Below are 22,384 nucleotides of genomic sequence, written 5' to 3'. Positions count from 1 at the left end.
CCGGGGCCGAACCCCATCGCGCGGCGCATCGAGGCCCGAACCGAAAGTTAGATTGGTCGTATGAAGCTCGAACTGCGGGGCATCACGAAGCGCTTCGGCGCGCTCGTGGCCAACGACCACATCGATCTCACCGTGGAACCCGGTGAGATCCACTGTCTCCTCGGTGAGAACGGCGCTGGCAAGTCGACGCTCATGAACGTGCTCTACGGCCTCTATCAGGCCGAGGAGGGAGAGATTCTGCTGGACGATGCGGTTCGGCGCTTCTCCGGCCCGGGCGACGCCATGAAGGCGGGCATCGGGATGGTCCACCAGCACTTCATGCTCGTCCCCGTGTTCTCGGTCGCCGAGAACGTCATGCTCGGCCATGAGGAGACGAAGGCTGGCGGACGCCTGGACCTTGCCGCCGCGCAGGCCCGGGTCCGCGAGATCTCCGATCGCTTCGGCTTCGACGTCGATCCGGATGCGATCGTCGAGGATCTGCCCGTCGGCGTGCAGCAGCGCGTCGAGATCATCAAGGCGCTGTCCCGTGATGCCCGGGTTCTCGTGTTTGACGAGCCGACCGCGGTGCTGACGCCGCAGGAGACGGACGAGCTGATTGCGATCATGCGCCAGCTGCGTGCGGCCGGGACGGCCATCGTCTTCATCACCCACAAGCTGCGCGAGGTGCGCGAGGTCGGCGACCGGATCACGGTCATCCGCCTCGGCAAAGTGGTCGGGGAGGCGTCGCCGACCGCGAGTAACGCCGAGCTGGCCTCGCTGATGGTGGGCCGCGCGGTGGAATTGACCGTGCAGAAGGAGCCTGCGCAGGCGGGTGACGAGGCTCTCGTGGTCAGCAACCTCACCGTGCGCGATGCGAACGGGCAGGCCGTCGTCGATGACGTGTCATTTGAGGTGCGCTGCGGTGAGATCTTGGCCATTGCGGGCGTCCAGGGCAACGGCCAGACCGAGCTCACTGAGGCAATCATGGGATTGCAGGAGCGGGTCGAGGGCTCGGTGACGCTGGACGGCCGACGCCTCGACGGACTGTCGGTTCGTCGCGTGCTCGAGTCCGGCGTCGGCTTCGTCCCCGAGGACCGCACCGAGGACGGCCTGGTCGCGGAGTTCACGATCGCCGAGAACCTGATGCTCGACCGCTCCGACTCCGGCCCCTTCGTCAAGGGCCTGAGTCTGCGTCTCAAGGAGTTGGAGCGCTTCGCCAAGGAGCGCGTGCGCGAGTTCGACGTCCGCGCGCAGGGCATCGCCACCCACGTCGGCCGTCTCTCCGGCGGTAACCAGCAGAAGGTCGTGCTCGCGCGCGAACTCAGCCGCGAGTTGCGGTTGTTCATCGCCGCGCAGCCGACCCGGGGGATCGACGTCGGCTCGATCGAGTTCGTGCACAAGCGCATCGTCGAGACGCGCGACACCGGCGTTCCCGTGATCGTGGTCTCGACCGAGCTGGATGAAGTCGCCGCTCTCGCCGATCGCATCGCGGTCATGTACAAGGGCGGGATCATCGGTATCGTGCCCGCCGACACTCCCCGCGAGGTCCTGGGGCTGATGATGGCCGGGCAGACTCCCGCCGAGAAGGGAGCGGCGGCGTGAGCGACGCGCAACTGCCCGGCGTCGACCCCGATGCCGAGATCGAGAAGCCCCGGGGGCTTGAGCCCGGCCAGAAGCCGGGGCAGGAGGCACGACCCGGCCCGATCGAAAGTGGCGCCTCGCGGGTGTTGCGCGAGATCCTCTCCGGCACAGCCCTGATGTCCGTGCTCGCCGTCCTGCTCTCGCTGATCGCGGGCGGCGTGCTGATCGCCGCCACTGACAAGGAGGTCCAGGCGGCATCCGGCTACTTCTTCGCCCGCCCGCTCGATACTCTGCAGGCGATCTGGCAGTCGGTCTCGGGGGCGTACTCGTCCCTGTTCCAGGGCTCCGTCTACAACTTCCGCCGCGAGGGCTTCGCGAACGGCATCAAGCCGCTGACCGACACCCTCGCCTTCGCGACTCCGCTGATCGCGGGTGGCCTCGGTGTGGCGCTAGCCTTCCGCGTCGGCCTGTTCAACATCGGCGGTCGCGGTCAGATGCTGATCGCCGCGGCTGGCGCGGGCTGGGTTGGATTTTCCCTCGACCTGCCGTGGGGCGTCCACCTGATCGTCACACTCGCCGCGGGCATCCTGGGCGGAGCGCTCTGGGGCGGGCTGGTCGGCCTGCTCAAGGCGCGTACCGGGGCGCACGAGGTGATCCTCACGATCATGCTGAACTACGTCGCCTTCTACCTCCTTTCCTATCTGCTGCGCACCCCTGGTGCGCTGCAGGCTCCTGGATCAAACAACCCGAAGTCGCCCGGCATGAAGGAGACGGCCGTCTTCCCCGCCCTCCTCGGCCCGGGATACTCGCTGACGCTCGGCTTCGTCTTCGCGGTCCTCGCGACCGTCGGAGTCTGGTGGCTGCTGAACCGCTCGAGCGTCGGCTTCAAGTTCCGCGCGGTCGGCGAGAACCCGCACGCGGCCCGAGTCGCGGGCATCGACGTCAAGGGCAGCTACGTCGTCGCGATGCTGCTCTCCGGTGGCCTGCTGGGTCTCGCCGGGAGCGCCCAGGTGATGGGGACCGTCACCACCGGGTTCACCTCCGGCATCGACGCCGGTATCGGCTTCGACGCGATTACGGTCGCCCTCCTGGGCCGCTCGCGTCCCTGGGGCGTGTTCTTCGCCGGCATCCTGTTCGGCGCCTTCAAGGCTGGCGGCTACTCGATGCAGGCTGCCGAGGGCATCCCGATCGACGTGGTGCTCGTCGTCCAGTCGCTGATCGTCCTCTTCATCGCCGCGCCGCCGCTAGTGCGCGCGATCTTCCGTCTCCCGACGCCCGGGGCCGCCCCGAAGCGCCGCCCGGTCCGCGCCTCGGAGGTGTCTGCATGAGCACCGCCGTCGCCACTGCCCCCGATCGGGTCGTGATCCGGAGTTGGAAGGCCCCGATCGCGTTCGGTGTCTTCGCGCTGGTTGCCGTGGTGCTTTTCGTGGCCCTGGGCCGCGACGGGACCAGCTCGTTCCGGCTCGCGGCGGGCACCGACTTCGTCGCACTTCCGGACGTGCCGTTCCCCACCCGGGCCACGGGCATTGTGGTCGCGCTCGTCCTGGTCGCGCTAGCCGCCGTGTCGGCAGCGCTGACGCGGGCGGGGCGGAGGATTCCGCTCTGGCTGTCGGTGGTCTTCGCGCTGGTCTTCCTGATTGGCTTCCTGGTCTGGGCCTCGGCCGGTGCTGCGCTGCCTGTCTCGGGTCTGCTACTCGGGACGGTCGGCCTCGCCACTCCGCTGATCTTTGGCTCGCTCGGCGGTGTGATCTCGGAGCGGGTCGGAGTGGTCAACGTCGCGATCGAGGGGCAGTTGCTGGCCGGCGCGTTCACGGCGGCGATGGTCGGCTCGCTGACCCGCCAGCCTGTGCTCGGCCTGCTCGCAGCGATGGTCGCGAGCGTGCTGGTTTCGTTCGTCCTCGCGGCCTTCGCGATCAAGTACCTGGTCGATCAGGTGATCGTCGGCGTGGTGCTGAACGTGCTGGTGACAGGGCTCACGAGCTTCCTCTATTCGCAGGTGCTCTCGGCCGACGCCTCGACCTTCAACTCGCCGGTGAAGTTCGAGCGGCTGCCGATCCCGGTGCTCAGCCAGGTGCCGATCGTGGGCGCCGTGCTGTTCAACCAGACGGTCATCGTCTACCTGATGTACGTGGCGATTGCCGCCGTGTGGTGGGGACTGTTCTCGACCAGGTGGGGCCTGCGCCTCCGCGCGGTCGGCGAGCACCCGCAGGCGGCCGACACGGTGGGGATCAACGTCGCGCGCACGCGGTTCTGGAACGTCTCGCTGGCCGGAGCCATCGCCGGAGTCGGCGGCGCCTACTACACGCTCGACGCTGTGGGCGCGTTCGGCAAGGAGATGACCGCGGGCGCGGGCTTCATCGCGCTCGCCGCGGTGATCTTCGGGCGCTGGGACCCAATCCGCGCGACGCTCGCTTCGCTGCTGTTCGGCTTCGCGACCAACTTGCAGAATGTGCTCGGCGTCATCGGCTCGCCGGTGCCGAGCGAGTTCATGCTGATGCTGCCCTACGTGGTGACGATTTTCGCGGTCGCCGGCCTTGTCGGGCAGTCCCGCGGACCGGCAGCCGCCGGCAAACCGTATGTGAAGTCGTGAGGGGAATCGTCGTGACCGATATCGACTGGGAGGCGCTGCGCAACGCTGCTCTTGACGCGATGGGCCGGGCGTACGCGCCCTACTCGAGGTTCCCGGTGGGCGCCGCAGCGCTCGTGGACGACGGCCGGATCGTCGCCGGCTGCAACGTCGAAAACGCCTCGTACGGACTGGGTCTGTGCGCGGAGTGCGCGCTCGTCTCGGCCCTGCACATGAGCGGCGGAGGACGCCTCGTCGCGTTCACGTGCGTTGACGGGCACGGCGCGACGCTGATGCCCTGCGGGCGCTGCCGCCAACTCCTCTTCGAGCATTCGGCCGACGGCATGGTGCTCGACACCGTGTCGGGCCTGCGGAGCATCGACGAGGTCATCCCCGACGCATTCGGCCCGCGCACCCTTGAGGCGTATGCGGGCGAGTAGCGCCACCGCCTCTTCGACTCCCCATCCTGAACCGAGGACCCGCATGACCCGCACCACCCACGTCGAGGACTTCGATGCCGTCGACATCATCCGCATCAAGCGCGATCGCGGCACGCTCTCGACCGCCCAGATCGAGTGGCTGGTCGACGCTTACACCCGCGGCTACGTCGCGGGCGAGCAGATGGCCGCCTTCGCAATGGCTGTGCTGCTGAACGGCATGGAGCGCGACGAGATCCGCGACCTCACCCTCGCGATGATCGCCAGCGGTGAGCGACTGCACTTCGACGGGCTCGGCAAGCGCACGGTGGATAAGCACTCCACCGGCGGGGTGGGCGACAAGATCACGTTGCCGTTGATGCCGCTGGTCGCCTCCTTCGGTGTGGCGGTGCCGCAACTCTCGGGTCGGGGGCTCGGCCACACCGGCGGCACCCTCGACAAGCTGGAGTCGATCCCGGGGTGGCGTGCGGATCTGTCGACGCAGGACATGCTGGAGCAGCTCCGCACCGTCGGCGGAGTCATCTGTGCCGCCGGATCGGGTCTCGCCCCGGCCGACAAAAAGCTTTACGCCCTGCGCGACATCACCGGCACGGTCGAGGCGATTCCGCTGATTGCCTCATCGATCATGTCGAAGAAGATTGCGGAGGGGACGGACGCCCTGGTGCTCGACGTGAAGTTCGGCTCGGGCGCGTTCATGGTCGACATCGAGCGCTCGCGCGAACTGGCGCGAACGATGGTCGATCTCGGCAACGATGCGGGAGTGCGTACGACTGCCCTGCTGACCAACATGACTGTGCCGCTCGGCCTGGCCATCGGCAATGCGAACGAGGTGCGGGAGTCGGTCGAGGTCCTGGCCGGTGGCGGTCCTGCGGATGTGCGCGAACTCACCCTGGCCCTGGCCCGCGAGATGCTCGCGCTGGCTGGGCAGCCCGACGCTGACGTCGAAGGCGCGCTAGACGGGGGCGCGGCGATGGACACCTGGCGTGCGGTCATCCGGGCACAGGGCGGCGACCCGGAGGCGCCGCTCCCCGAGGCGCGCGACGAGCACGTCGTACTCGCCGAGCGCGACGGAGTGCTCGTCGAGCAGCAGGCGCTGCCCTTCGGGATCGCTGCGTGGCGGCTCGGCGCCGGCCGGGCCCGGCAGTCGGACATCGTCCAGCACGCGGCGGGCATCGACCTGCATGCGAAGCCGGGCGATGTCGTGCGAGCCGGGCAGCCGCTGTTCACGCTCTTGGCCGACGAGCCGGAGCGGTTTGCGCGTGCCCTCCAGGCGCTGGAGGGCGCGTATCGGGTGGGTGACGAGGGCGACGAGGTGCTCGACGGCGGCCCGCTGGTGGCTGAGCGCGTCTCCTGAGGCCGACCGCCGTTCGCGGCGGAAACGTGCGGCTCGCACAATCGCGATCGGCTCTCAGGACTCGCTCGATCCTGCGAGTCAGGGTCGGTTGGACGAGTCGATCGTGCCGTTCGCGGCCGGGGAGGCGCCGCTCAGTGAGGCGACTTCGCCGACCCTCTAATGTTGTCCGCGAGCAACCGCCCGAGCCGCGAGGAGCACCGTGACCGATCACACCGAGGAGTACCTCCTCCCTGGCGAGGGCATCGTCATTGATGAGCTCCCCAAAGTGTCGCTGCACGACCACCTCGACGGCGGCCTGCGCACCGCGACGATCATCGAGATCGCCCGCGAGACCGGCGTTGCGCTGCCTGCCGAGGAGCCGGAGGCGCTCGGCGAGTGGTTCCGGGCGAGGGCCGACTCGGGCTCGCTCCGCGAGTACCTCACGACGTTCGCGACCACCATTGCCGTGATGCAGACGGCACCAGCGCTCGAGCGGGTCGCCCGTGAATTCGTCCTCGACCTCGCGGCCGACGGCGTCGTGTACGGCGAAGTTCGCTGGGCGCCCGAGCAGCATCTGCGCGCGGGTCTCACCCTCGACGCGGCCGTCGACGCGGTGCAGGAGGGGCTGCAGCAGGGCGTTCACGAGGCGGCGGCAGAGGGCCACCGGCTCCGCGTGGGGCAGTTGATCACCGCCATGCGCCATACCGACCGCTCACTGGACATTGCCGAGTTGGCGCTGCGGCATCGCGAGCGTGGGGCCATCGGCTTCGACATCGCCGGTGTCGAGAAGGGTTACCCGGCCGCCCTGCACCGTCCCGCTTTCGAACTACTCGCCGCCGCGCACTTCCCGACAACCGTGCACGCGGGCGAGGCCGACGGTCTCGACAGCATCCGCTCGGCGCTGCTCGACGGGCGCGCTCTGCGCCTGGGGCACGGCGTCCGGCTCGCGGAGGACATCCGCGTTGAGCGTCAGGACGACGAGGCGAGCTACGTCACGCTCGGCGACGTGTCGGAGTGGGTGAAGGACCGCGAGATCGCGCTCGAGCTCAGCCCCTCGTCCAATCTCCAGACCGGCGCGGTCGCCGCCTGGGGCACAGAACTGATCGATCATCCGTTCGACCTCCTCTACCAGCTCGGCTTCCGCGTGACGGTGAACACCGACAACCGCCTGATGAGCGCGACAACCCTGAGCCGTGAGCTGGCTCTGCTCGCTGACGCCTTCGGCTACGACCTCGACGACCTCGAGGCCTTCCAGCTCAATGCGGCGCAGGCCAGCTTCCTCCCGCTCGATGAGCGGCGGGAACTGATCGAGACGATCAGCGCCGGCTTCGAGGCGGCCTGAACATGCCGCTCGACGCGCTGCCGGGCGAGGCGGTCACGCTGCGGCACTTCGCGGCGTCTTGGCGAGAGGCCGTCCTCGAAGCCGGGCGCGCCCTCGAACGTACCGGTGCCGTAGGTGCCGGCTACTCGCGCCGCATGGTCGAGCAGGTCGACGTGCTCGGGCCCTACATCGTGATCGCTCCTGGGCTCGCGCTCGCCCATGCGCGGCCGGGCAACGACGTGCTCGCCGACGGCCTTTCGGTTGTGACGCTCGCCGAGCCCGTCGTCTTCGGGCACAGCACCAACGACCCGGTCGCGGTCGTCATCGGCATCGCGGCAACCCAGGCGCACGGCCACGTCGGCTTCGTCTCCGGGCTCGCCGATGTGCTGAGCCGCCCGGACGCGGTCGGCGCGCTCGCCGCCGCCCGCACTGTCCGCAGCATCAACGCTGTCCTGACAGGCGACACTGTGCACACTCCTCAGGGAAGAAGCGCATGAAGATCGTCACCCTCTGCGGCGCCGGAATCGGCACCTCCGCCATCCTCAAGCTTGGAACAGAGCGCGCTCTGGAGTCCCTCGACCTCGAGGCCGAGGTGATCGCGTCCGACCTCGACTCGGTCGGCGCGCTCGCCGCCGACGCTCAGATCATCCTCACGTCGGCGGAGCTAGTCGGCCGTCTCGGCCCGACTTTCGCCGAGGTCGTGGTCATCGACAACTACCTCGACCAAAACGAGATCACCGCCAAGATCGAGCGCGCACTCGGCTGATGGCCTCTAGGGCCGTCAGCCGAGCTGTGCTTGATTCTGAGCCGTTCCCTGCGCGGCTCAGCGCGGTTGGCTTCGTGAGGGGGGCGTTCTGGGGAGCGGGGTGCGTCGGGCTGCTTCAAATCGCTGGCACGCGATTCTCACGCGCGCCCTCTGCCTTTCAAGGGAGAGAGGCCTCCTTCTGTGGGTTGCCTGGGTTGCCTGGGCAGGGGAGCCGGGTCAGGCGAGGAGGGCCGTGGCTCCGGAGCGGAGGGCGGCGAGGCGCGACGAGACGGCGGAGCGACGGGCAGCAGCATCCGGATCGGTCGACCACGCGTCGAGGTAGAGCTTCACCTTCGGTTCGGTGCCGCTGGGGCGCGCGATGAGGCGCGCCCCGTCGAGGGAGAAGCGCAGTGCATCCGTCGGCGGCAACACACCACCCGGAGACAGCAAGTCCTCTGTGCGCGCCACGGCGAGGCCACCTATTCCGGTCGGGGGAGTCGCCCGCAGCCCGGCCATGATGCGGCTGATCTCAGACAGGTCGGTCACGCGCAGCGAGATCTGCTCCGATCCGAACAGGCCGAACCGCTCGGCGAACGCCTCCAACTCGTCGTCGATGTTTCGGCCCTCCGCGGCGAGTTCGCTCGCGAGCGACAGGAAGGCGAGAGCCGCCGAGATGCCGTCCTTGTCGCGGACCGTGCCGGGGTTCACCAGGTAGCCGAGCGCCTCCTCATAGCCGAAGACGAGATCGGGCACCCGTGAGATCCACTTGAAGCCGGTCAGCGTCTCGGCGAAGTGGAGCCCGTACTCGTGCGCGACGGCGCCCAGTGCGGGGGAGGACACGATGGAGCACGCGAGTGCGCCGCCCTTCCGGCCGTCGCGGCTGGCCTGCTCGGCGGCACGCCAGCCCAGCAGCGCTCCTACCTCGTTGCCGGTGAGGCGGCGGAAACCCTCGGGCGCGGACCCATCCGGAACGGCGGCGGCGAAGCGGTCGGCGTCGGGATCATTCGCGATGATCAACTCGGCGCGGCCGGAGCGCGCGGTCGCGAAAGCCAGATCGAGCGCACCCGCCTCCTCTGGATTCGGGAAAGTGACGGTGGGGAAGGCAGCGTCGGGCTCGACCTGCTCGACGACAACGGCCGGCTCGTCGAAGCCCGCCGCAGAGAGAACCCGGTGGGCGGTCTCCCAGCCGACCCCGTGCATCGCCGTGTAAACGACGCGCAGTGGAGCAGACTGCCGGCCCACCGCCGCGGTCGCTTCGATATACGCCGAGACGACGGACTCGTCGGCCAGCCGGAACTGGCCGCGGGGCAGGTCCGGGACGCGCTTCGTCCGCGCGACCTCGAGGATCCGCTCGGCTATCTCCGTGTCGGCGGGTGGCACGATCTGCGACCCCGCGTCGACCCCGCCGAGGTACACCTTGTAGCCGTTGTCCTGCGGAGGATTGTGGCTGGCGGTCACCATCACTCCGGCGTCGGCACCGAGGTGCCGCACCGCGAACGCGAGCACAGGGGTGGGCAGCAGGCGCGGCAGCAGCATAGTGTCGATGCCCGCGCCCGCCATCAGCGCCGCCGAGTCCTCGGCAAACACGCGCGAGTTCTTGCGGCCGTCATAGCCGATCACGACCGTCGGACGCCCGATGCCCTGCGCGAGCAGGTGCTCGGCGAGACCGACGGCAGCCTGCGAGACGAGCACGCGGTTCATCCGGTTCGAGCCCGCGGCGATGGCGCCCCGGAGCCCCGCCGTACCGAAGGCGAGACGGGTGCCGAAGCGGTCTTCGAGCTCGGCCCGAGCGGAGGCGTCGGACGCGGTCAGCAGGCGTACGAGCTCCTCGCGTGTCTCGGGATCGGGGTCCTGCGCCAGCCAGTCCTCCGCCAGGGCACGGACGTCGGAGGTCACAGCGTGCCCGTGATCCCGGCGAGCAGGCGCGCCAGATCGTCCTCCGCGTCGCGGCCGGCCTCGAGGACCTCCTCGTGGCTGAGCGGCGTCTTCTGGATGCCCGCGGCGAGGTTCGTGATGAGCGACATGCCGAGCACCTCCATTCCCGCCTCGCGCGCGGCGATCGCTTCGAGCGCGGTCGACATGCCGACGATGTGGCCGCCGATGATCTTCGCCATCTGTACCTCCGCTGGGCTTTCGTAGTGCGGCCCGCGGAACTGCACATACACGCCCTCGTCGAGCTCCGGCCTCGTGCCGCGGGCGAGTTCGCGCAGGCGCGCGGAGTAGAGGTCCGTCAGGTCGATGAACGTCGCGCCCTCGAGCGGCGAATCGGCGGTGAGGTTGATGTGATCGCTGATGAGCACGGGAGTGCCGGGCGTCCAGTGCTCCTTGATGCCGCCGGCGCCGTTGGTCAGGATCATCACGGAGGCGCCAGTCGCGGCCGCGGTCCGGACGCTGTGTGCGACCCGCCGGACGCCATAGCCCTCGTAGTAGTGGGTGCGGGCGCCGATGATCAGCGCTCGCTTGCCGGTCGGCAGCAGCACGGAGCGGAGGGTGCCGCCGTGCCCGTGCACAGCGGGCTTCGAGAATCCGAGAATCTCGGTCGCCTGGACGGTCGCGGTGGTCTCGCCGATCGCGTCGGCGGCCTTACCCCAACCGCTACCGAGCGTCAGGGCGATGTCGTGTTTGTCGACGCCGGTCGCGTCGGCGATCTGCGCGGCGGCGCGGGCTGCGATCTCGAAGGGATCGGCGTCGGGAGCGTCGAGCGGATGCGGGGTCTGGTCGGCCATTGCTCCACCCTACCGACGGGCCGCGCGGCCCTGCGGTCGCCGACCTCGTCGCTCCAGTACCCCACGATTGGGTGAACCTTGAGCAAGAGGAGAGAATGGAAGGTATGGCCTACGAGTTCGAGCGCGCGCAGAGGATCGCTGTACTCGGAGGAGGACCCGGCGGTTATGAAGCCGCCATCGCGGGGGCCCAGCTCGGTGCGGAGGTCACCCTGATCGAGAGGGTGGGAGTGGGCGGCTCGGCCGTCATCACCGACGTCGTTCCGTCGAAGTCGCTCATCGCCACCGCGGAAGCGACCAATGCCATTGGCGAGGCCGCCGACCTCGGTGTGCAGTTCTTCACCCGCTCGGAGCAGAACCGCCCGGTGCGTCCGGAGGTCGCGGTGAACCTCGCGACGGTGAATAAGCGTCTCCTCGGTCTTGCCCGGCAGCAGTCGGAGGACATGCGCGCCACCCTCGTGCACCACGGCGTGCGCATCGTGCAGGGTGACGGGCGCCTCGACGGCTCGAACGCGCTGATCGTCTCGACCGCCGGCGGCGGCGAGGGTATGGATTTCGACCGCATCGAGGCGGACACGATCGTCGTCTCCGTGGGGGCGAGTCCCCGCGTGCTGCCCACGGCGGCGCCGGATGGCGAGCGAATCCTCAGCTGGACCCAGCTTTACAACCTCAAGTCGGTGCCCGAGCACCTGATCGTCGTCGGATCGGGCGTGACCGGCGCCGAGTTCGCCTCCGCTTACCGCGCACTCGGTTCCCGGGTGACGCTCATCTCCTCCCGCGACCAGGTCTTGCCGGGCGAGGACGCTGACGCCGCCGCCGTGATCGAGAACGTCTTCAAGCGCAACGGGATGGTCGTGCTGTCGAAGTCCCGGGCCGACCGGGTCGAGCGCACCGAGACGGGCGTGCAGGCGGTCCTGTCTGATGGCCGTGTGGTGGAGGGATCGCACTGCCTGATGGCCGTGGGCTCGGTGCCCAACACCGCCGGCATCGGCCTCGAGGACGCGGGCGTGCAGTTGACGTCGACGGGCCACATCCGGGTGAACCGGGTCGCCCGCACCAGCGTGCCCTCGATCTACGCGGCGGGGGACTGCACGACGTTTCTGCCGCTCGCCTCGGTTGCCGCCATGCAGGGGCGCACGGGAGTGTTCCACGCAATGGGTGACGCCGTGAATCCGACGGAGGTGCGCAACGTCGCGGCGAACATCTTCACGCAGCCCGAGATTGCTACCGTCGGCTGGAGCCAGCGCGAGATCGAGGAGGGGATCGCGCAGGGCGAGATCTATAAGCTGCCGCTGGCCGCGAATCCGCGGGCCAAGATGATGGGCATCCGCGACGGCTTCGTGAAGCTGTTCGCGCGGACGGGCTCCGGGACGGTCATCGGTGGCGTCATCGTCGCTCCGAAGGCGAGCGAGCTGATCTTCCCGCTGGCGCTTGCGGTCGAGCACCGTCTCACGGTCGACCAGGTCGCCCGCGCGTTCACCGTCTACCCGAGCCTCACCGGCTCGATCTCGGACGCGGCCCGCGCGATGCACATCGTCGGCTAGCTCCCCGCGGCGAGGGTCCCCACGGGCTCGAACAGCCCGAGGGAGCGGCTCAGACGATCTCGAGGAGCACGTGCCCCGCAGGGACGGTGTCGCCGGCTGCGGCCGAGACGGAGCGGACCGTGCCATCTTTGTGAGCGGTGAGCGGCTGCTCCATCTTCATTGCCTCGAGGACGACGACCAGGTCGCCCGCGACCACGGCGTCACCCTCGGCGACCGCTACCTTGATGATCGTCGCCTGCATCGGCGAGGAAACGGAGTTGCCCGTGACGGTGCTCGCGGAGGAGGATCCGCGGCGCTTAGGGGAGGCGGCGGTGGTGCCGCGGGACGGTGCGGAACCGATCAGGTTGCCGGGGAGTGAGACCTCGACGCGTCGGCCATCGACCTCGACGACCATGCTCTGGCGTGCGGCGGCGTCCGGCGTCGCACCCGGCTCCCCACTCCAGGGGGCGATCGTGTTCTCAAATTCGGTCTCGATCCAGCGCGTGTAGATCGAGAACGGGGCACCGCCAGCGGGAGCGAACGCCGGGTCATCGACAATCACCCGGTGGAATGGGAGCACGGTCGGGAGGCCGGTGACCTCGAACTCGGCCAGCGCGCGTCGCGAGCGCTCGAGCGCCTGTTCGCGGGTGTCGCCGGTCACGATCAGCTTCGCGAGGAGGGAGTCGAACGCGCCGGAGATCGCGTCTCCCGCGATCACCCCCGAGTCGACGCGTACGCCGGGGCCGCCGGGCGCCTTGAAGACGTGCACTGGCCCGGGGGCGGGGAGGAAGCCTCGGCCCGCGTCCTCTCCGTTGATCCGGAATTCGAAGGAGTGACCGCGCGGAGCCGGGTCGTCGTAGTCGAGGACACCGCCCTCGGCGATCCGGAACTGCTCGCGGACGAGGTCGATGCCGGTGATCTCCTCCGACACAGGGTGCTCGACCTGGAGCCGCGTGTTCACCTCGAGGAACGACACCGTGCCGTCTGTGCCGACCAGGAACTCGCATGTTCCGGCGCCGAGGTAGCCGACCTCCCGGAGGATCGCCTTCGAGGCGCGGTACAGCTCGGCGTTCTGCTCATCGGTCAGGAATGGCGCGGGCGCCTCCTCGACGAGCTTCTGGTGCCGGCGCTGCAGCGAGCAGTCCCGGGTCGAGACGACGACGACGTTTCCGTGCGCATCGGCGAGGCACTGCGTTTCGACGTGCCGCGGCTGGTCGAGGTACTTCTCGACAAAGCACTCGCCGCGGCCGAAGGCGGCGACGGCCTCGCGGGTAGCGGAGGCAAACAGCTCCTCGACCTCGTCGCGCGCGCGGGCGACCTTGAGACCGCGGCCGCCGCCTCCGAATGCCGCCTTGATGGCGACCGGGAGGCCGTACTGGTCAACGAACTCGAGCACCTCGGCGGCACCGGAGACGGGGTTGAGCGTGCCGGGAGCGAGAGGCGCGCCGACCTTCTCGGCGACGTGGCGGGCCGAGACCTTGTCGCCCAGTCGCTCGATCGAGTCGGGACTGGGCCCGATCCAGATCAGCCCGGCGTCGATCACGGCGCGCGCGAAGTCAGCGTTCTCGGCGAGGAAGCCGTAGCCGGGGTGCACGGCGTCGGCGCCTGAGCGGCGAGCGACCGAGAGCAGCTTGTCGATCACGAGGTATGTCTCGGCGCTGGTCGTCCCGCCGAGGGCGTAGGCCTCGTCGGCAAGGCGGCTGTGTACCGCGTCGCGGTCCTGGTCGGCGTAGACGGCGACGGAGGCGATCCCGCTGTCACGGGCGGCACGGATGACTCGGACGGCGATCTCGCCTCGGTTGGCGATGAGCACCTTCGTAATGCGCGGCATGGTCCCCAACCCTAGGGGGCGCCCCGAGGATGCCCGGCGCGGCTCACGACAAAGAAGATCGGGGCGTTCGTCAGTTCCTCACAAGGCCGCGGCGGAGTTCAGTGATTCCAGAGCGCCGTCCACTCGTGGCCGAGCTCGCGGACAAGCACGCGCAGAGTGGGCACGGACATCCCGACCACGGTCGACGGGTCGCCCTCGATCGCCGTGATGAAACCGGCACCTCGCCCGTCAATGGTGAAGGCGCCCGCGACCTCGAGGGGCTCTCCGGTGGCGACGTAGGCGTCGATCTCGGCGTCCTCGATGTCGGCCGCAAAGGTGACGGAGGCTGAGGTGACGGCACCGATCTCGGCGACGGCTCTCCCTCCGCGAGAGTCGATCAGCCAGTGTCCGGAGTGAAGGCGGCCGGTACGCCCCCGCTGAGCCCGCCAGCGCTCCCGGGCCCGCTCCGGCTCGTGCGGCTTGCCGTGCACAACCCCGTCGAGGACAAAGGCGGAGTCGCCGCCCAGCACGAGGCCGTCGATCCCCGGCCCGAGGACGGCCCGCGCCTTCGCGCGAGCGAGCAGGGACACGGTCGTGTCGGCGTCGAGCGCGGCCCCCTGCTCCCGCTCCGCCTGGGCAACGGCCGCGGGTTCGTCGACTCGCGAGGGCACGACGACGGGCTCAATCCCGGACGCGCGCAGCAGCGCGAGGCGCGCGGGGGAGGTGGAGGCGAGGTAGAGGCGCACGAGGGCTCCCTGCGGCCGGGCCCACGCTGTGGGATGCTCGACGGATGGCACAGACCCCGCCCCGAGCCTCCGCCCGCCCCGACGGGGTTGACGACGCGCTCGGGGCCGAGATCGAGCTCGATGTTAGCAATGTCGCTCACGGAGGCGTCTTCGTCGCCCGGCACGAGGGCCGCGTCGTGTTTGTCCCGGACGTACTGCCCGGTGAACGGGTGCTGGCCCGGGTTAGCGAGGTGCGGCACGACAGCTTCTGGCGCGCCGAGCCTCTGGAGGTGCTGGAGGCTTCCGAGCACCGCGTCGAGCATGTCTGGGCTGAGGCGGCACTGAGCAGACGCCCGGAGGAGCGGGTAGGCGGCGCCGAGTTCGGCCATGCCGACCTCGCGTACCAGCGCGAGCTCAAGCGCCTGGTGCTGGTCGACTCCTTCGCCCGCTTCGCCCGCCGGGACGTCTCGGTCGACGTCGCGCCGATCGCCGGAGACGACGCGGCCGGTGGACTCGGTTGGCGCACCAGGAACCGACTGCACGTCGATGACGACGGCCGAGTCGGACCGTACGCGGCGCGGAGCCACCACGTCGTCACGGTCGCGACCCTGCCGTTGGTGACGGCCGCCTCAGCCGCTGTCGCTCCGCTGGACGAACGGCTCGCCCCTGGTTCTGTGGTCGACCTGATCGACGCCGCCGGCTCCGAGGGCGCCGCCGTCCTGGTGCACGACCCCTCCGACAAGCGCGCACGCCGAGACCACACGGTGGTGACCGAGCTTGTCGCCGACCGCACCTTCCGTGTCGACCGCACCGGTTTCTGGCAGGTGCACCGCGGAGCCGCCGCCACGCTCTTCGAGGCAGTCCAGGCCGCCGTCGCCGCCGAGTCGGTCGATCCAAGCGCCGCGAACCACGACTTGTACGGAGGAGTGGGCCTGCTCGCCGCCGCGCTCGCCGACCGCCTCGGAGCGGGAACGCGGTTCACCAGCGTCGAGAGCGACGCCCGCGCGACCGAGCACGCCCTCGAGAACCTCGCCGACCAGGTCGGCGCTCGCGCAGTGACCGCTCGGGTCGACCGCTACCTCCGCGACGCTCTCGTGCAGGCCGATGCCCGTGAGCGGGCGCGCTGGCGCGCAGCGACCGTCGTCCTCGATCCGCCCCGGTCAGGAGCGGGACGCGCGGTCACCGACGCGCTCGCGGAGCTGCGTCCGGCGCAACTCATCTACGTCGCCTGCGACCCGGTCGCGCTCGCTCGCGACGTCGGCTCCTTGACTGCGGCAGGCTACGACCTCGAGCGCCTCGACGGCTTCGACCTCTTCCCGCACACCTCCCACGTCGAGGCTGTCGCGCGACTGGTTCGCCGCGACGACTGAGCCGCGTCGCCTTCGCATCGCTACGATGAGCCCGATGGAGCCGAACCCCGATGCCGTGCCGCGTGTGCGCGTGGCCATCGTGGACGACCACGAGTCGGTGCGCCTCGGGGTCGCCGCAGCGCTGGGGAGCGCCGGAATGCAGGTCGTCGCCGCCGCCGAGACTGTCGACTGCCTCGAGCGGGCCATCGGCGCCGCCGAGATCGACGTGCTCGTTCTCGACCTCTCCTTGAACGACGGCTCGAGCATCACCAGCAACGTCAAGTGGGGCCAGGTGCGCGGTTCGGCAGTGCTGGTGCACAGCATCGCCGATCGGGTGGTCGCGGTGCGAGAGGCGCTCGCTGCCGGTGCGGCCGGCGTTATCCCCAAGTCGTCACCGATGTCGACCGTCATCGCCGCCGTCCAGACTGTCGCCCGGGGCGAGGTGCTGAACAACCTCGAGTGGGCCTCCGCGATCGATGCGGACGATGATTTCGCCCGCGCCGTGCTCGGGCGCCGCGAGCGCGATGTCCTGCACCTCTACGCGTCTGGGCTTCCGCTGAAGCTGGTCGCCGGCCGCCTGCAGATCTCCGTCTCCACGGCGAAGGAATACCTCGATCGGATCCGTGGGCGGTACGTCGAAATCGGGCGTCCGGCTCCGACCAAGGTCGATCTGCTCCGCCGTGCAGTCGAGGACGGGATCCTCCCCGGCATTGACTCTGACGTCGGCGATGGCCCTCGCTGAGGCACCGACCGCTCGCGCGCATGCCGCGCGCGAGCGTATCGATCGGATCATCAGCACGGTCGTGTCGTCCTTCGGCTTCGGCTTCGGTGTCCAGACCGTGCCGCCGATCCTCGACCAACTGCCGTCGTTGCGACCCGAGATCGCGTGGCCGATGCTCATCCTCGTCTTTAGCTCGCTCTCCGGAGCGGTCGTCACCGCGGTCCTGCGCAGGGGCGCCCGGGTCACGGCCGTCCTCGTCGCGGCCGGAATCTTCGTCGCGCTCGTTACCTGGCCGGTCTCGGTGGCGCCGGGGGAGGTCGTGCGTGAGACGCCCTGGATCTGGTACCTGCTCACGATCGGGACGGCGTTTTGCACCACCGTCGCTCCGCTGCGAATCGCGATCACCTACGCATCGGTCACTACGGTGCTGTTCGGTCTCTTGCGCATCCTGCCCTCGGGCGGCGCGGTCGAATCGACGCGCGCCGCCCTCGACGCTGTGTACGTGGGCATTGTCGGCTTCGTGATGCTGGTTCTGATCACCGTCTTGCGGCAGTCCGCTGATCAGGTGGACCGAGCCAGGACGACCGCGATGGAGCAGTACGAGGCCGCGATGCGCCAGCACGCCGGCGAGGTTGAGCGGGTCGAGGTCGACGCGCTCGTCCACGACAACGTCCTGGCGACTCTGCTCGCCGCTGCGTCGGCGGAGTCGTCGGCCGAACGTGCCCTCGTCTCGTCGATGGCGCAGCACACCCTCGCCGTCCTCCTGCCCGAGCGCGAGCCCGACACTCCCGAGGGGCTGGTGCCCCTGGAGCTGCTCGAGCGCCAGCTCGCGCACGCCGCGTCGACCTTCCGAACCGAGTGCGCTGTCGAGTTCGCACCGGACGTGGATCGGCGAAGCGCAACTCTCCCGCGCGCGGTCGCGGAGGCGCTGGTCGGTGCTGTCTGGCAGGCCCTCGCGAACAGCCTGCAGCATGCCGGTCCGTCAGGGAGCGTCCGCCGTGCAGTGCGCGGGCGGCTCGACGGCGGTGCCGTCGAGATCGTGGTCGAGGACGACGGCCGCGGATTCTGCCTCGCTGATGTGCCGCGCGAGCGCCTGGGCATCCGCCTGTCGATCCTGGAGCGCATGCACAACGCGCAGGGTGCCGCGCGCGTCGACTCCGCACCGGGCGAGGGCACGCGGGTCGTGCTCGCCTGGCCTGACAGCGCAAAGGGGGAGCCGACGCGATGATCGCCTACCCTCGTCCGCTGCTCCATGCGCTCGGCGCCGGCTTCTCGCTGTACCACGTGGTGCTCGCGTTCTTTTCGTTCCAGACCATTCCCGCGACGCCAGCCGATCTGGTCGCCGTGGCGCTCTATGCGGTGGCGACCATTATTGCGCTCTGGCCGGGGTCGACTACACGCCTGCCCCTGCCGGTAGCGATCGGGATGACGGGGATCGCGAGCGCGCTGCCGCTGCTGGTAGCGCCGTCGCTGGACCCCGCAGCCCCCAACGGGTACGCCACCTGGTATGTCGCCGCGGCGGGAACATTGATGACGATCGTCTGCGCACGCCGCCAGCCCGTCGCGGCCTGGGTGGGAATGGCCTTCCTCACCGTGCACACCGCGGTGTGGGCGGGCCCGGCGTCACTCGCCACGCTCGGGGTCGTGGGCGGAATCGCCTGGGTCGCCATTGCGCAACGGCTCATCGTCGAACTCGGGCGAGCGGGTGCGGAGGCTCGGGTGCTGGAGGCGGCCGAGCGTGCCGCCGCGTCCTGGCGCGCCGCGGAGGAAGCTCACCTCTCCGAGCGGGAGGTCCGCCTCGATCAGACCCGGGCGATCGCCTCCGACATGCTGCGGCGGATCGCGGCGCCGGGCGCGAGTTTGACCGAGGAGGAGCGGCGCGAGTGCCGATTCCTCGAGGCATCAGTCCGCGATGAGATCCGGGGACGCAGGCTCCTCGACGACGATGTGCGGCGTTTGGTGCTGGAGGCGCGGCAGCGGGGCGTCACGGTCTCGGTGCTCGATGACGGAGGACTCGACCGCAGTTCCGAGGGTGAGCGCCTGCGCGTCCTCCGGGAACTCGCACGCGCTCTCGGCGGCATTCGTGACGAGGTGGACCGAGTAGTCGTCCGCACAGCCTCGGCGGACTCGCCGTCGGCGGTCACCGTCGTGGGCTTGCGCACTGCGGGCGATGGGAGCGCCCGGGCGCTCGGGTCGGATGATGCGGGAGACGAGGTCGAGGCATGGGTCGAAATCCGGCGCGACGAACGGAGGTCACCAGGGGCGTGATTCCCCCGAGGAACGTGATGCCTGCGAGGAACGTGATGCCTGCGAGGAACACCGTCCCGTTAACGGAGTACGACGGGCCGCCCAGTTCCTCCGAAGAGGGGGCGGCCCGCCGTCAAACCCCGAGTGAGGGCAACAACCCGAATATCGCCCTCACTCGCCCCCAACACACCCGCCTGCTTACCCTGGTAGGCGGGTGATTGGCGGTGTCCCTTCTGACGAAGGAGCACCGTACGTCGATTACTATCCTCGCCCGGCAGAGCGCTGGATAGTCGGCATTTTAGGGGACTAATCGGGGGACAAAACGAGATTCAGCCCGAGAATGAGCGCCAGGCACCGGGAGCAGGCCGCAGCGGCGAGCGTGCGGCCGTGGCGCGGTCGTTCCACCCTCCGCTCAGCTCTTTCGGAGCCTCGGGCTCCGTGGGCGCTTGCGTGGCGAGAGCCGTCACGACGGCGGTTACTGCGGCGATCTGACGCTCGTCGAGGTCGGGAGTGGAGATGACGACGGCGGGCGCGGAGTCGGAAGCTGTCATGCCGTGACGCTATCGCACGCCGTTCACGGCATTGGCCAGCACCACATGGCTATGATGACGCCGGGCGCCGCCAGAGTGACGCTCACCCCGTCGCGAACAGGAGTTCCATCAGTATGCCGACGTGGATCCCGAGGAGCGGCGCTGCTGCGGTACGCCCCCTGCGCCTGCTGATGCGTCGATCCCCGGCCGCTGTCACGACGACCCTCGTCCTGCTGGTGGCCAGTGCGGTGACCGGGACCCTCTTGGCACCCGCGAGCGCCGAGACGACGGCGTGGTGGGCGACGAGCGCCGACACCACGCTCGCCGGCCGACCGTGGGCTGCGGTGACGTCTCTTCTAATCTCCTCCGCCCCGCTCCAGCTGCTCGTCGACGTCGTCGTTCTCCTCCCCTTGCTGATCGTTGCTGAGCGTCGAATGGGCGCCATACGGACCGTCACGGCATTCGTTGTCACCGGCGCGGTCGGAACTGTGCTCGGGACGTCCCTCCAGACGATCGGCGCCACGTTCGGCGAGTGGTGGGCTGGCGACACCGTCGGCGATCACACCTTCGATCCGCTGATCGGCGGGGTCGGCGCCGTGGTGACGGCGACCGCGTTCATGGGCGCGCTGTGGCGGCGGCGCTTGCGAGTCGTGACGTTTGCCGTCGTGCTGATGTTCGTGCTTTACGCGGGTGATTCTGCCGACGTCTACCGGCTCCTCGCTGGAGTGACGGGGCTGGTGCTCGGCGAGGTGCTCTTGAGCGGAGCGGCGGGCCTGCGACCGCATCGGCCTGCGCCGAGTTCGCATCGAGAATCACGAGCCCTGGTCGCGACCGTCGTCGCCGTGACGGCGATCGGTCCCCTGGTCGCGGTTCTCTCGGATTCCGGCTACGGGCCGTTCTCGTTCCTCGGCCGAATCCTGCAGAGCGCATTCACCGGGACGACGGATCTCGACGATCCGTGCAGTCGAGCTATTCGCCACTGCTCGCACCACGTGCGACTGAGTCTCGTCGCGCCAGGGCCGATTTTGCTGACCTTTGTCCCTCTGATCCTCTTGCTGGTTGCCGCATACGGCCTGCGCTCAGGACGGCGGCTCGGTCTGCTCCTGGCGATAGGTGTCAACCTCGCCATTGCTGTCCTCGAGCTCTTCTCGCTCCAGCGTGCCGCTCGCCACCCCGAGTTCCAGTACTACGCCGAATACCTGCTCTGGATGGCGACGACAGTTCTGGTGCCGCTCGCCGTGGTGGCGGTGCTGGTGTTGAGCCGTCGCCACTTCCGCATCCGCGCTCCCCGGGCTGCGGCCCGGCTCTGGAGCCGCGTCGTCGCGGCCGGTTTCATCGCCTGCCTCGTCGGCTACCTCCTTCTCTCGGCGGGTGTGCGCACGAGGTTCGAGCCTCTCCTCGGCTTCGGGCGGCTCCTGCTGGACGGGCTGCTGCGCTTCGTGCCGGTCGGCTTCCTTGGCGGTGCCGGGCTGCTGGCGGTGCCTCGCGAGCCGATCTCGCGCCTCGTCTTCGAGTGGGTCGGCCCCGTGTTCTGGCTGCTGGTGGTGGTGGCGATTGTCGCGCTGCTGCGGGCGACCGACGTCCAGCGCGTGCGCGGGGACGAGGCCCGTTACCGCGCCCTGCTCGCCCAGCATGGAGCGGGCAGCCTCGGCCACCAGGGGACCTGGGAGGGCAACGCACACTGGATCTCGGCCGACGGCACCAGCGGAGTCGCCTACCGGGTGATCGGAGGCGTCGCGATCACGCTCTCCGATCCGGCATGTGCTCCTGAACGGCGAGCGCAGACGGTCGCGGAGTTCATCCGGTTCTGCGACGAGCGCAGCTGGACTCCGGTGTTCTACAGCATCCACGACGAGCTGCTCCCGGTCTTCGACGAACTCGGCTGGTCGCGCATCTCGGTGGGCGAGGAGACGATCATCGAGCTTTCCGACTTCCAACTCACCGGCAAGCACTGGCAGAAGGTGCGCTATCCGCTCAACCGCGGGATCAAGCTCGGGATCGAGGCTCAATGGACGAGTTGGCCCCAGCTCTCGCTCGGCATGGCGAACCAGATCGTCGACCTGTCCGAGCGCTGGGTGGCCGAAAAGTCGCTGCCCGAAATGGGATTCACTCTCGGCGGAATCGACGAGGTACGCGATCCCGATGTCGCCCTGTTGCTCGCAGTCGGTCCGGACGGCGTCCTGCAGGGCGTGACGAGCTGGCTCCCGGTGCACCGCGAGGGCAAGATCGTCGGCTGGACGCTGGATTTCATGCGCCGCTCCGACGATGCGATGCCCGGGATCATGGAGTTCCTCATCGCCTCCGCCGCGTTGCGGGTCAAGGAGGAGGGGGGAGAATTCCTCTCGCTCTCGGGAGCACCGCTCGCGACCGCGCCGGTTGAGGAGGGTCAGGAAGCACCCGAGCCAACGGTGCTGTCGCGCCTGCTCGAATTCATCTCACGCACGCTCGAACCGGCCTACGGATTCACGTCGCTCTTCCGCTTCAAAGCCAAGTTCCACCCGCGCTACGCGGGCCTGTGGATGACGTACGCCGACGCGCTTCAGCTTCCGCGGATCGGAGCGGCGCTCGGCCGCGCGTATCTGCCGGATCTTTCGGCCTCGCAGGCCCTCGCCTTCGCGCGAGTGGTCGGCGCTAAGCCCGAGGAGAAGGAGGCTCCCGCGTCGGAGGCGAAGCCCGTCCCCCTCGCCGAGCAGAAACCGGTCGCCCCCGCCGAGCAGAAGCCCACAGCCCCCGCCGAGCAACTGCCCACCGCCGCGAACACCGGCCGCACCGACTGACCGCTTCGCGAGTCCCA

19 protein-coding genes are annotated in these 22,384 nt (G+C 69.4%); 14 read left to right on the top strand and 5 right to left on the bottom strand.

What is annotated here, in order from left to right; all coding sequences use genetic code 11:
* Positions 1 to 60 precede the first annotated feature (60 nt).
* The 8 genes from HRF29_RS04805 to HRF29_RS04770 all read left to right on the top strand — a co-directional run bounded on the left by HRF29_RS04805 (position 61) and on the right by HRF29_RS04770 (position 7,983).
* Positions 61 to 1,581 carry an ABC transporter ATP-binding protein gene (locus tag HRF29_RS04805; protein WP_173245326.1) on the top strand — a complete coding sequence of 507 codons (1,521 nt, stop codon included), beginning with the start codon at positions 61 to 63 and terminating at the stop codon, positions 1,579 to 1,581.
* Entirely contained in the window at positions 1,578 to 2,888 is a 1,311-nt protein-coding gene (locus HRF29_RS04800; RefSeq protein WP_343043651.1) for an ABC transporter permease, read from the top strand. The genes HRF29_RS04805 and HRF29_RS04800 overlap by 4 nt, the downstream gene beginning before the upstream one ends.
* Entirely contained in the window at positions 2,885 to 4,150 is a 1,266-nt protein-coding gene (locus tag HRF29_RS04795) for an ABC transporter permease (protein WP_173245323.1), read from the top strand. The genes HRF29_RS04800 and HRF29_RS04795 overlap by 4 nt, the downstream gene beginning before the upstream one ends.
* 11 nt (positions 4,151 to 4,161) lie before the next feature.
* A complete protein-coding gene (locus HRF29_RS04790) occupies positions 4,162 to 4,566 on the top strand; it encodes a cytidine deaminase (RefSeq protein ID WP_173245320.1) in 405 nt (134 codons plus the stop codon).
* 43 nt (positions 4,567 to 4,609) lie between these two features.
* On the top strand, positions 4,610 to 5,917 hold the full coding sequence (locus HRF29_RS04785) for a thymidine phosphorylase (protein ID WP_173245317.1): 1,308 nt from the start codon (positions 4,610 to 4,612) through the stop codon (positions 5,915 to 5,917).
* Positions 5,918 to 6,116: 199 nt separating this feature from the next.
* Positions 6,117 to 7,238, top strand: coding sequence for an adenosine deaminase (locus tag HRF29_RS04780; protein WP_173245314.1), 1,122 nt, complete (start codon positions 6,117 to 6,119; stop codon positions 7,236 to 7,238).
* Positions 7,239 to 7,240: 2 nt separating this feature from the next.
* The gene (locus HRF29_RS04775; protein ID WP_173245311.1) at positions 7,241 to 7,714 is read left to right on the top strand and encodes a PTS sugar transporter subunit IIA; all 474 of its coding nucleotides are present in this window, start codon (positions 7,241 to 7,243) and stop codon (positions 7,712 to 7,714) included.
* Positions 7,711 to 7,983, top strand: coding sequence for a PTS sugar transporter subunit IIB (locus tag HRF29_RS04770; RefSeq protein WP_173245308.1), 273 nt, complete (start codon positions 7,711 to 7,713; stop codon positions 7,981 to 7,983). The genes HRF29_RS04775 and HRF29_RS04770 overlap by 4 nt, the downstream gene beginning before the upstream one ends.
* A 216-nt stretch (positions 7,984 to 8,199) precedes the next feature.
* Here HRF29_RS04770 and HRF29_RS04765 read toward each other — a convergent pair whose 3' ends face one another.
* Together HRF29_RS04765 and HRF29_RS04760 are read right to left on the bottom strand one after the other, a co-directional pair.
* Positions 8,200 to 9,858 carry a phospho-sugar mutase gene (locus tag HRF29_RS04765; RefSeq protein ID WP_173245305.1) on the bottom strand — a complete coding sequence of 553 codons (1,659 nt, stop codon included), beginning with the start codon at positions 9,856 to 9,858 and terminating at the stop codon, positions 8,200 to 8,202.
* Entirely contained in the window at positions 9,855 to 10,688 is an 834-nt protein-coding gene (locus HRF29_RS04760) for a purine-nucleoside phosphorylase (protein ID WP_173245302.1), read from the bottom strand. Before HRF29_RS04760 ends, HRF29_RS04765 begins: the two co-directional genes overlap by 4 nt.
* A 104-nt stretch (positions 10,689 to 10,792) precedes the next feature.
* On the opposite strand from HRF29_RS04760, the gene HRF29_RS04755 reads away from it, so the two are divergent.
* Positions 10,793 to 12,229 (top strand): NAD(P)H-quinone dehydrogenase, encoded by a 1,437-nt coding sequence (locus HRF29_RS04755; protein ID WP_173245299.1) that lies wholly within the window; start codon positions 10,793 to 10,795, stop codon positions 12,227 to 12,229.
* Positions 12,230 to 12,278: 49 nt separating this feature from the next.
* Here HRF29_RS04755 and HRF29_RS04750 read toward each other — a convergent pair whose 3' ends face one another.
* On the bottom strand, positions 12,279 to 14,039 hold the full coding sequence (locus HRF29_RS04750) for an acetyl/propionyl/methylcrotonyl-CoA carboxylase subunit alpha (RefSeq protein ID WP_173245295.1): 1,761 nt from the start codon (positions 14,037 to 14,039) through the stop codon (positions 12,279 to 12,281).
* 98 nt (positions 14,040 to 14,137) lie between these two features.
* The gene (locus tag HRF29_RS04745; protein ID WP_173245292.1) at positions 14,138 to 14,764 is read right to left on the bottom strand and encodes a Maf family nucleotide pyrophosphatase; all 627 of its coding nucleotides are present in this window, start codon (positions 14,762 to 14,764) and stop codon (positions 14,138 to 14,140) included.
* Between the two features lie 44 nt (positions 14,765 to 14,808).
* On the opposite strand from HRF29_RS04745, the gene HRF29_RS04740 reads away from it, so the two are divergent.
* From HRF29_RS04740 to HRF29_RS04725, 4 genes are read left to right on the top strand one after another with little or no spacing between them, the layout of a single operon-like run.
* Positions 14,809 to 16,113, top strand: a complete 1,305-nt coding sequence (locus HRF29_RS04740) for a class I SAM-dependent RNA methyltransferase (RefSeq protein WP_173245289.1) — start codon at positions 14,809 to 14,811, stop codon at positions 16,111 to 16,113.
* Positions 16,114 to 16,138: 25 nt separating this feature from the next.
* Complete coding sequence (locus HRF29_RS04735; RefSeq protein WP_173245286.1) at positions 16,139 to 16,834, top strand: response regulator transcription factor; 696 nt, start codon at positions 16,139 to 16,141, stop codon at positions 16,832 to 16,834.
* The gene (locus tag HRF29_RS04730) at positions 16,803 to 18,041 is read left to right on the top strand and encodes a sensor histidine kinase (RefSeq protein ID WP_173245283.1); all 1,239 of its coding nucleotides are present in this window, start codon (positions 16,803 to 16,805) and stop codon (positions 18,039 to 18,041) included. Before HRF29_RS04735 ends, HRF29_RS04730 begins: the two co-directional genes overlap by 32 nt.
* On the top strand, positions 18,038 to 19,081 hold the full coding sequence (locus tag HRF29_RS04725; protein WP_173245280.1) for a hypothetical protein: 1,044 nt from the start codon (positions 18,038 to 18,040) through the stop codon (positions 19,079 to 19,081). The genes HRF29_RS04730 and HRF29_RS04725 overlap by 4 nt, the downstream gene beginning before the upstream one ends.
* 308 nt (positions 19,082 to 19,389) lie before the next feature.
* Here HRF29_RS04725 and HRF29_RS04720 read toward each other — a convergent pair whose 3' ends face one another.
* The gene (locus tag HRF29_RS04720; protein WP_173245277.1) at positions 19,390 to 19,611 is read right to left on the bottom strand and encodes an acyl-CoA carboxylase subunit epsilon; all 222 of its coding nucleotides are present in this window, start codon (positions 19,609 to 19,611) and stop codon (positions 19,390 to 19,392) included.
* A 113-nt stretch (positions 19,612 to 19,724) separates the two neighbouring features.
* On the opposite strand from HRF29_RS04720, the gene HRF29_RS04715 reads away from it, so the two are divergent.
* Entirely contained in the window at positions 19,725 to 22,367 is a 2,643-nt protein-coding gene (locus HRF29_RS04715) for a bifunctional lysylphosphatidylglycerol flippase/synthetase MprF (protein ID WP_173245274.1), read from the top strand.
* Positions 22,368 to 22,384 lie beyond the last annotated feature (17 nt).

The organism is Rathayibacter agropyri, assembly GCF_013249015.1.
In the GTDB taxonomy this organism is placed as follows: domain Bacteria; phylum Actinomycetota; class Actinomycetes; order Actinomycetales; family Microbacteriaceae; genus Rathayibacter; species Rathayibacter agropyri.
This window is presented reverse-complemented; position numbering and strand designations above follow the sequence as displayed.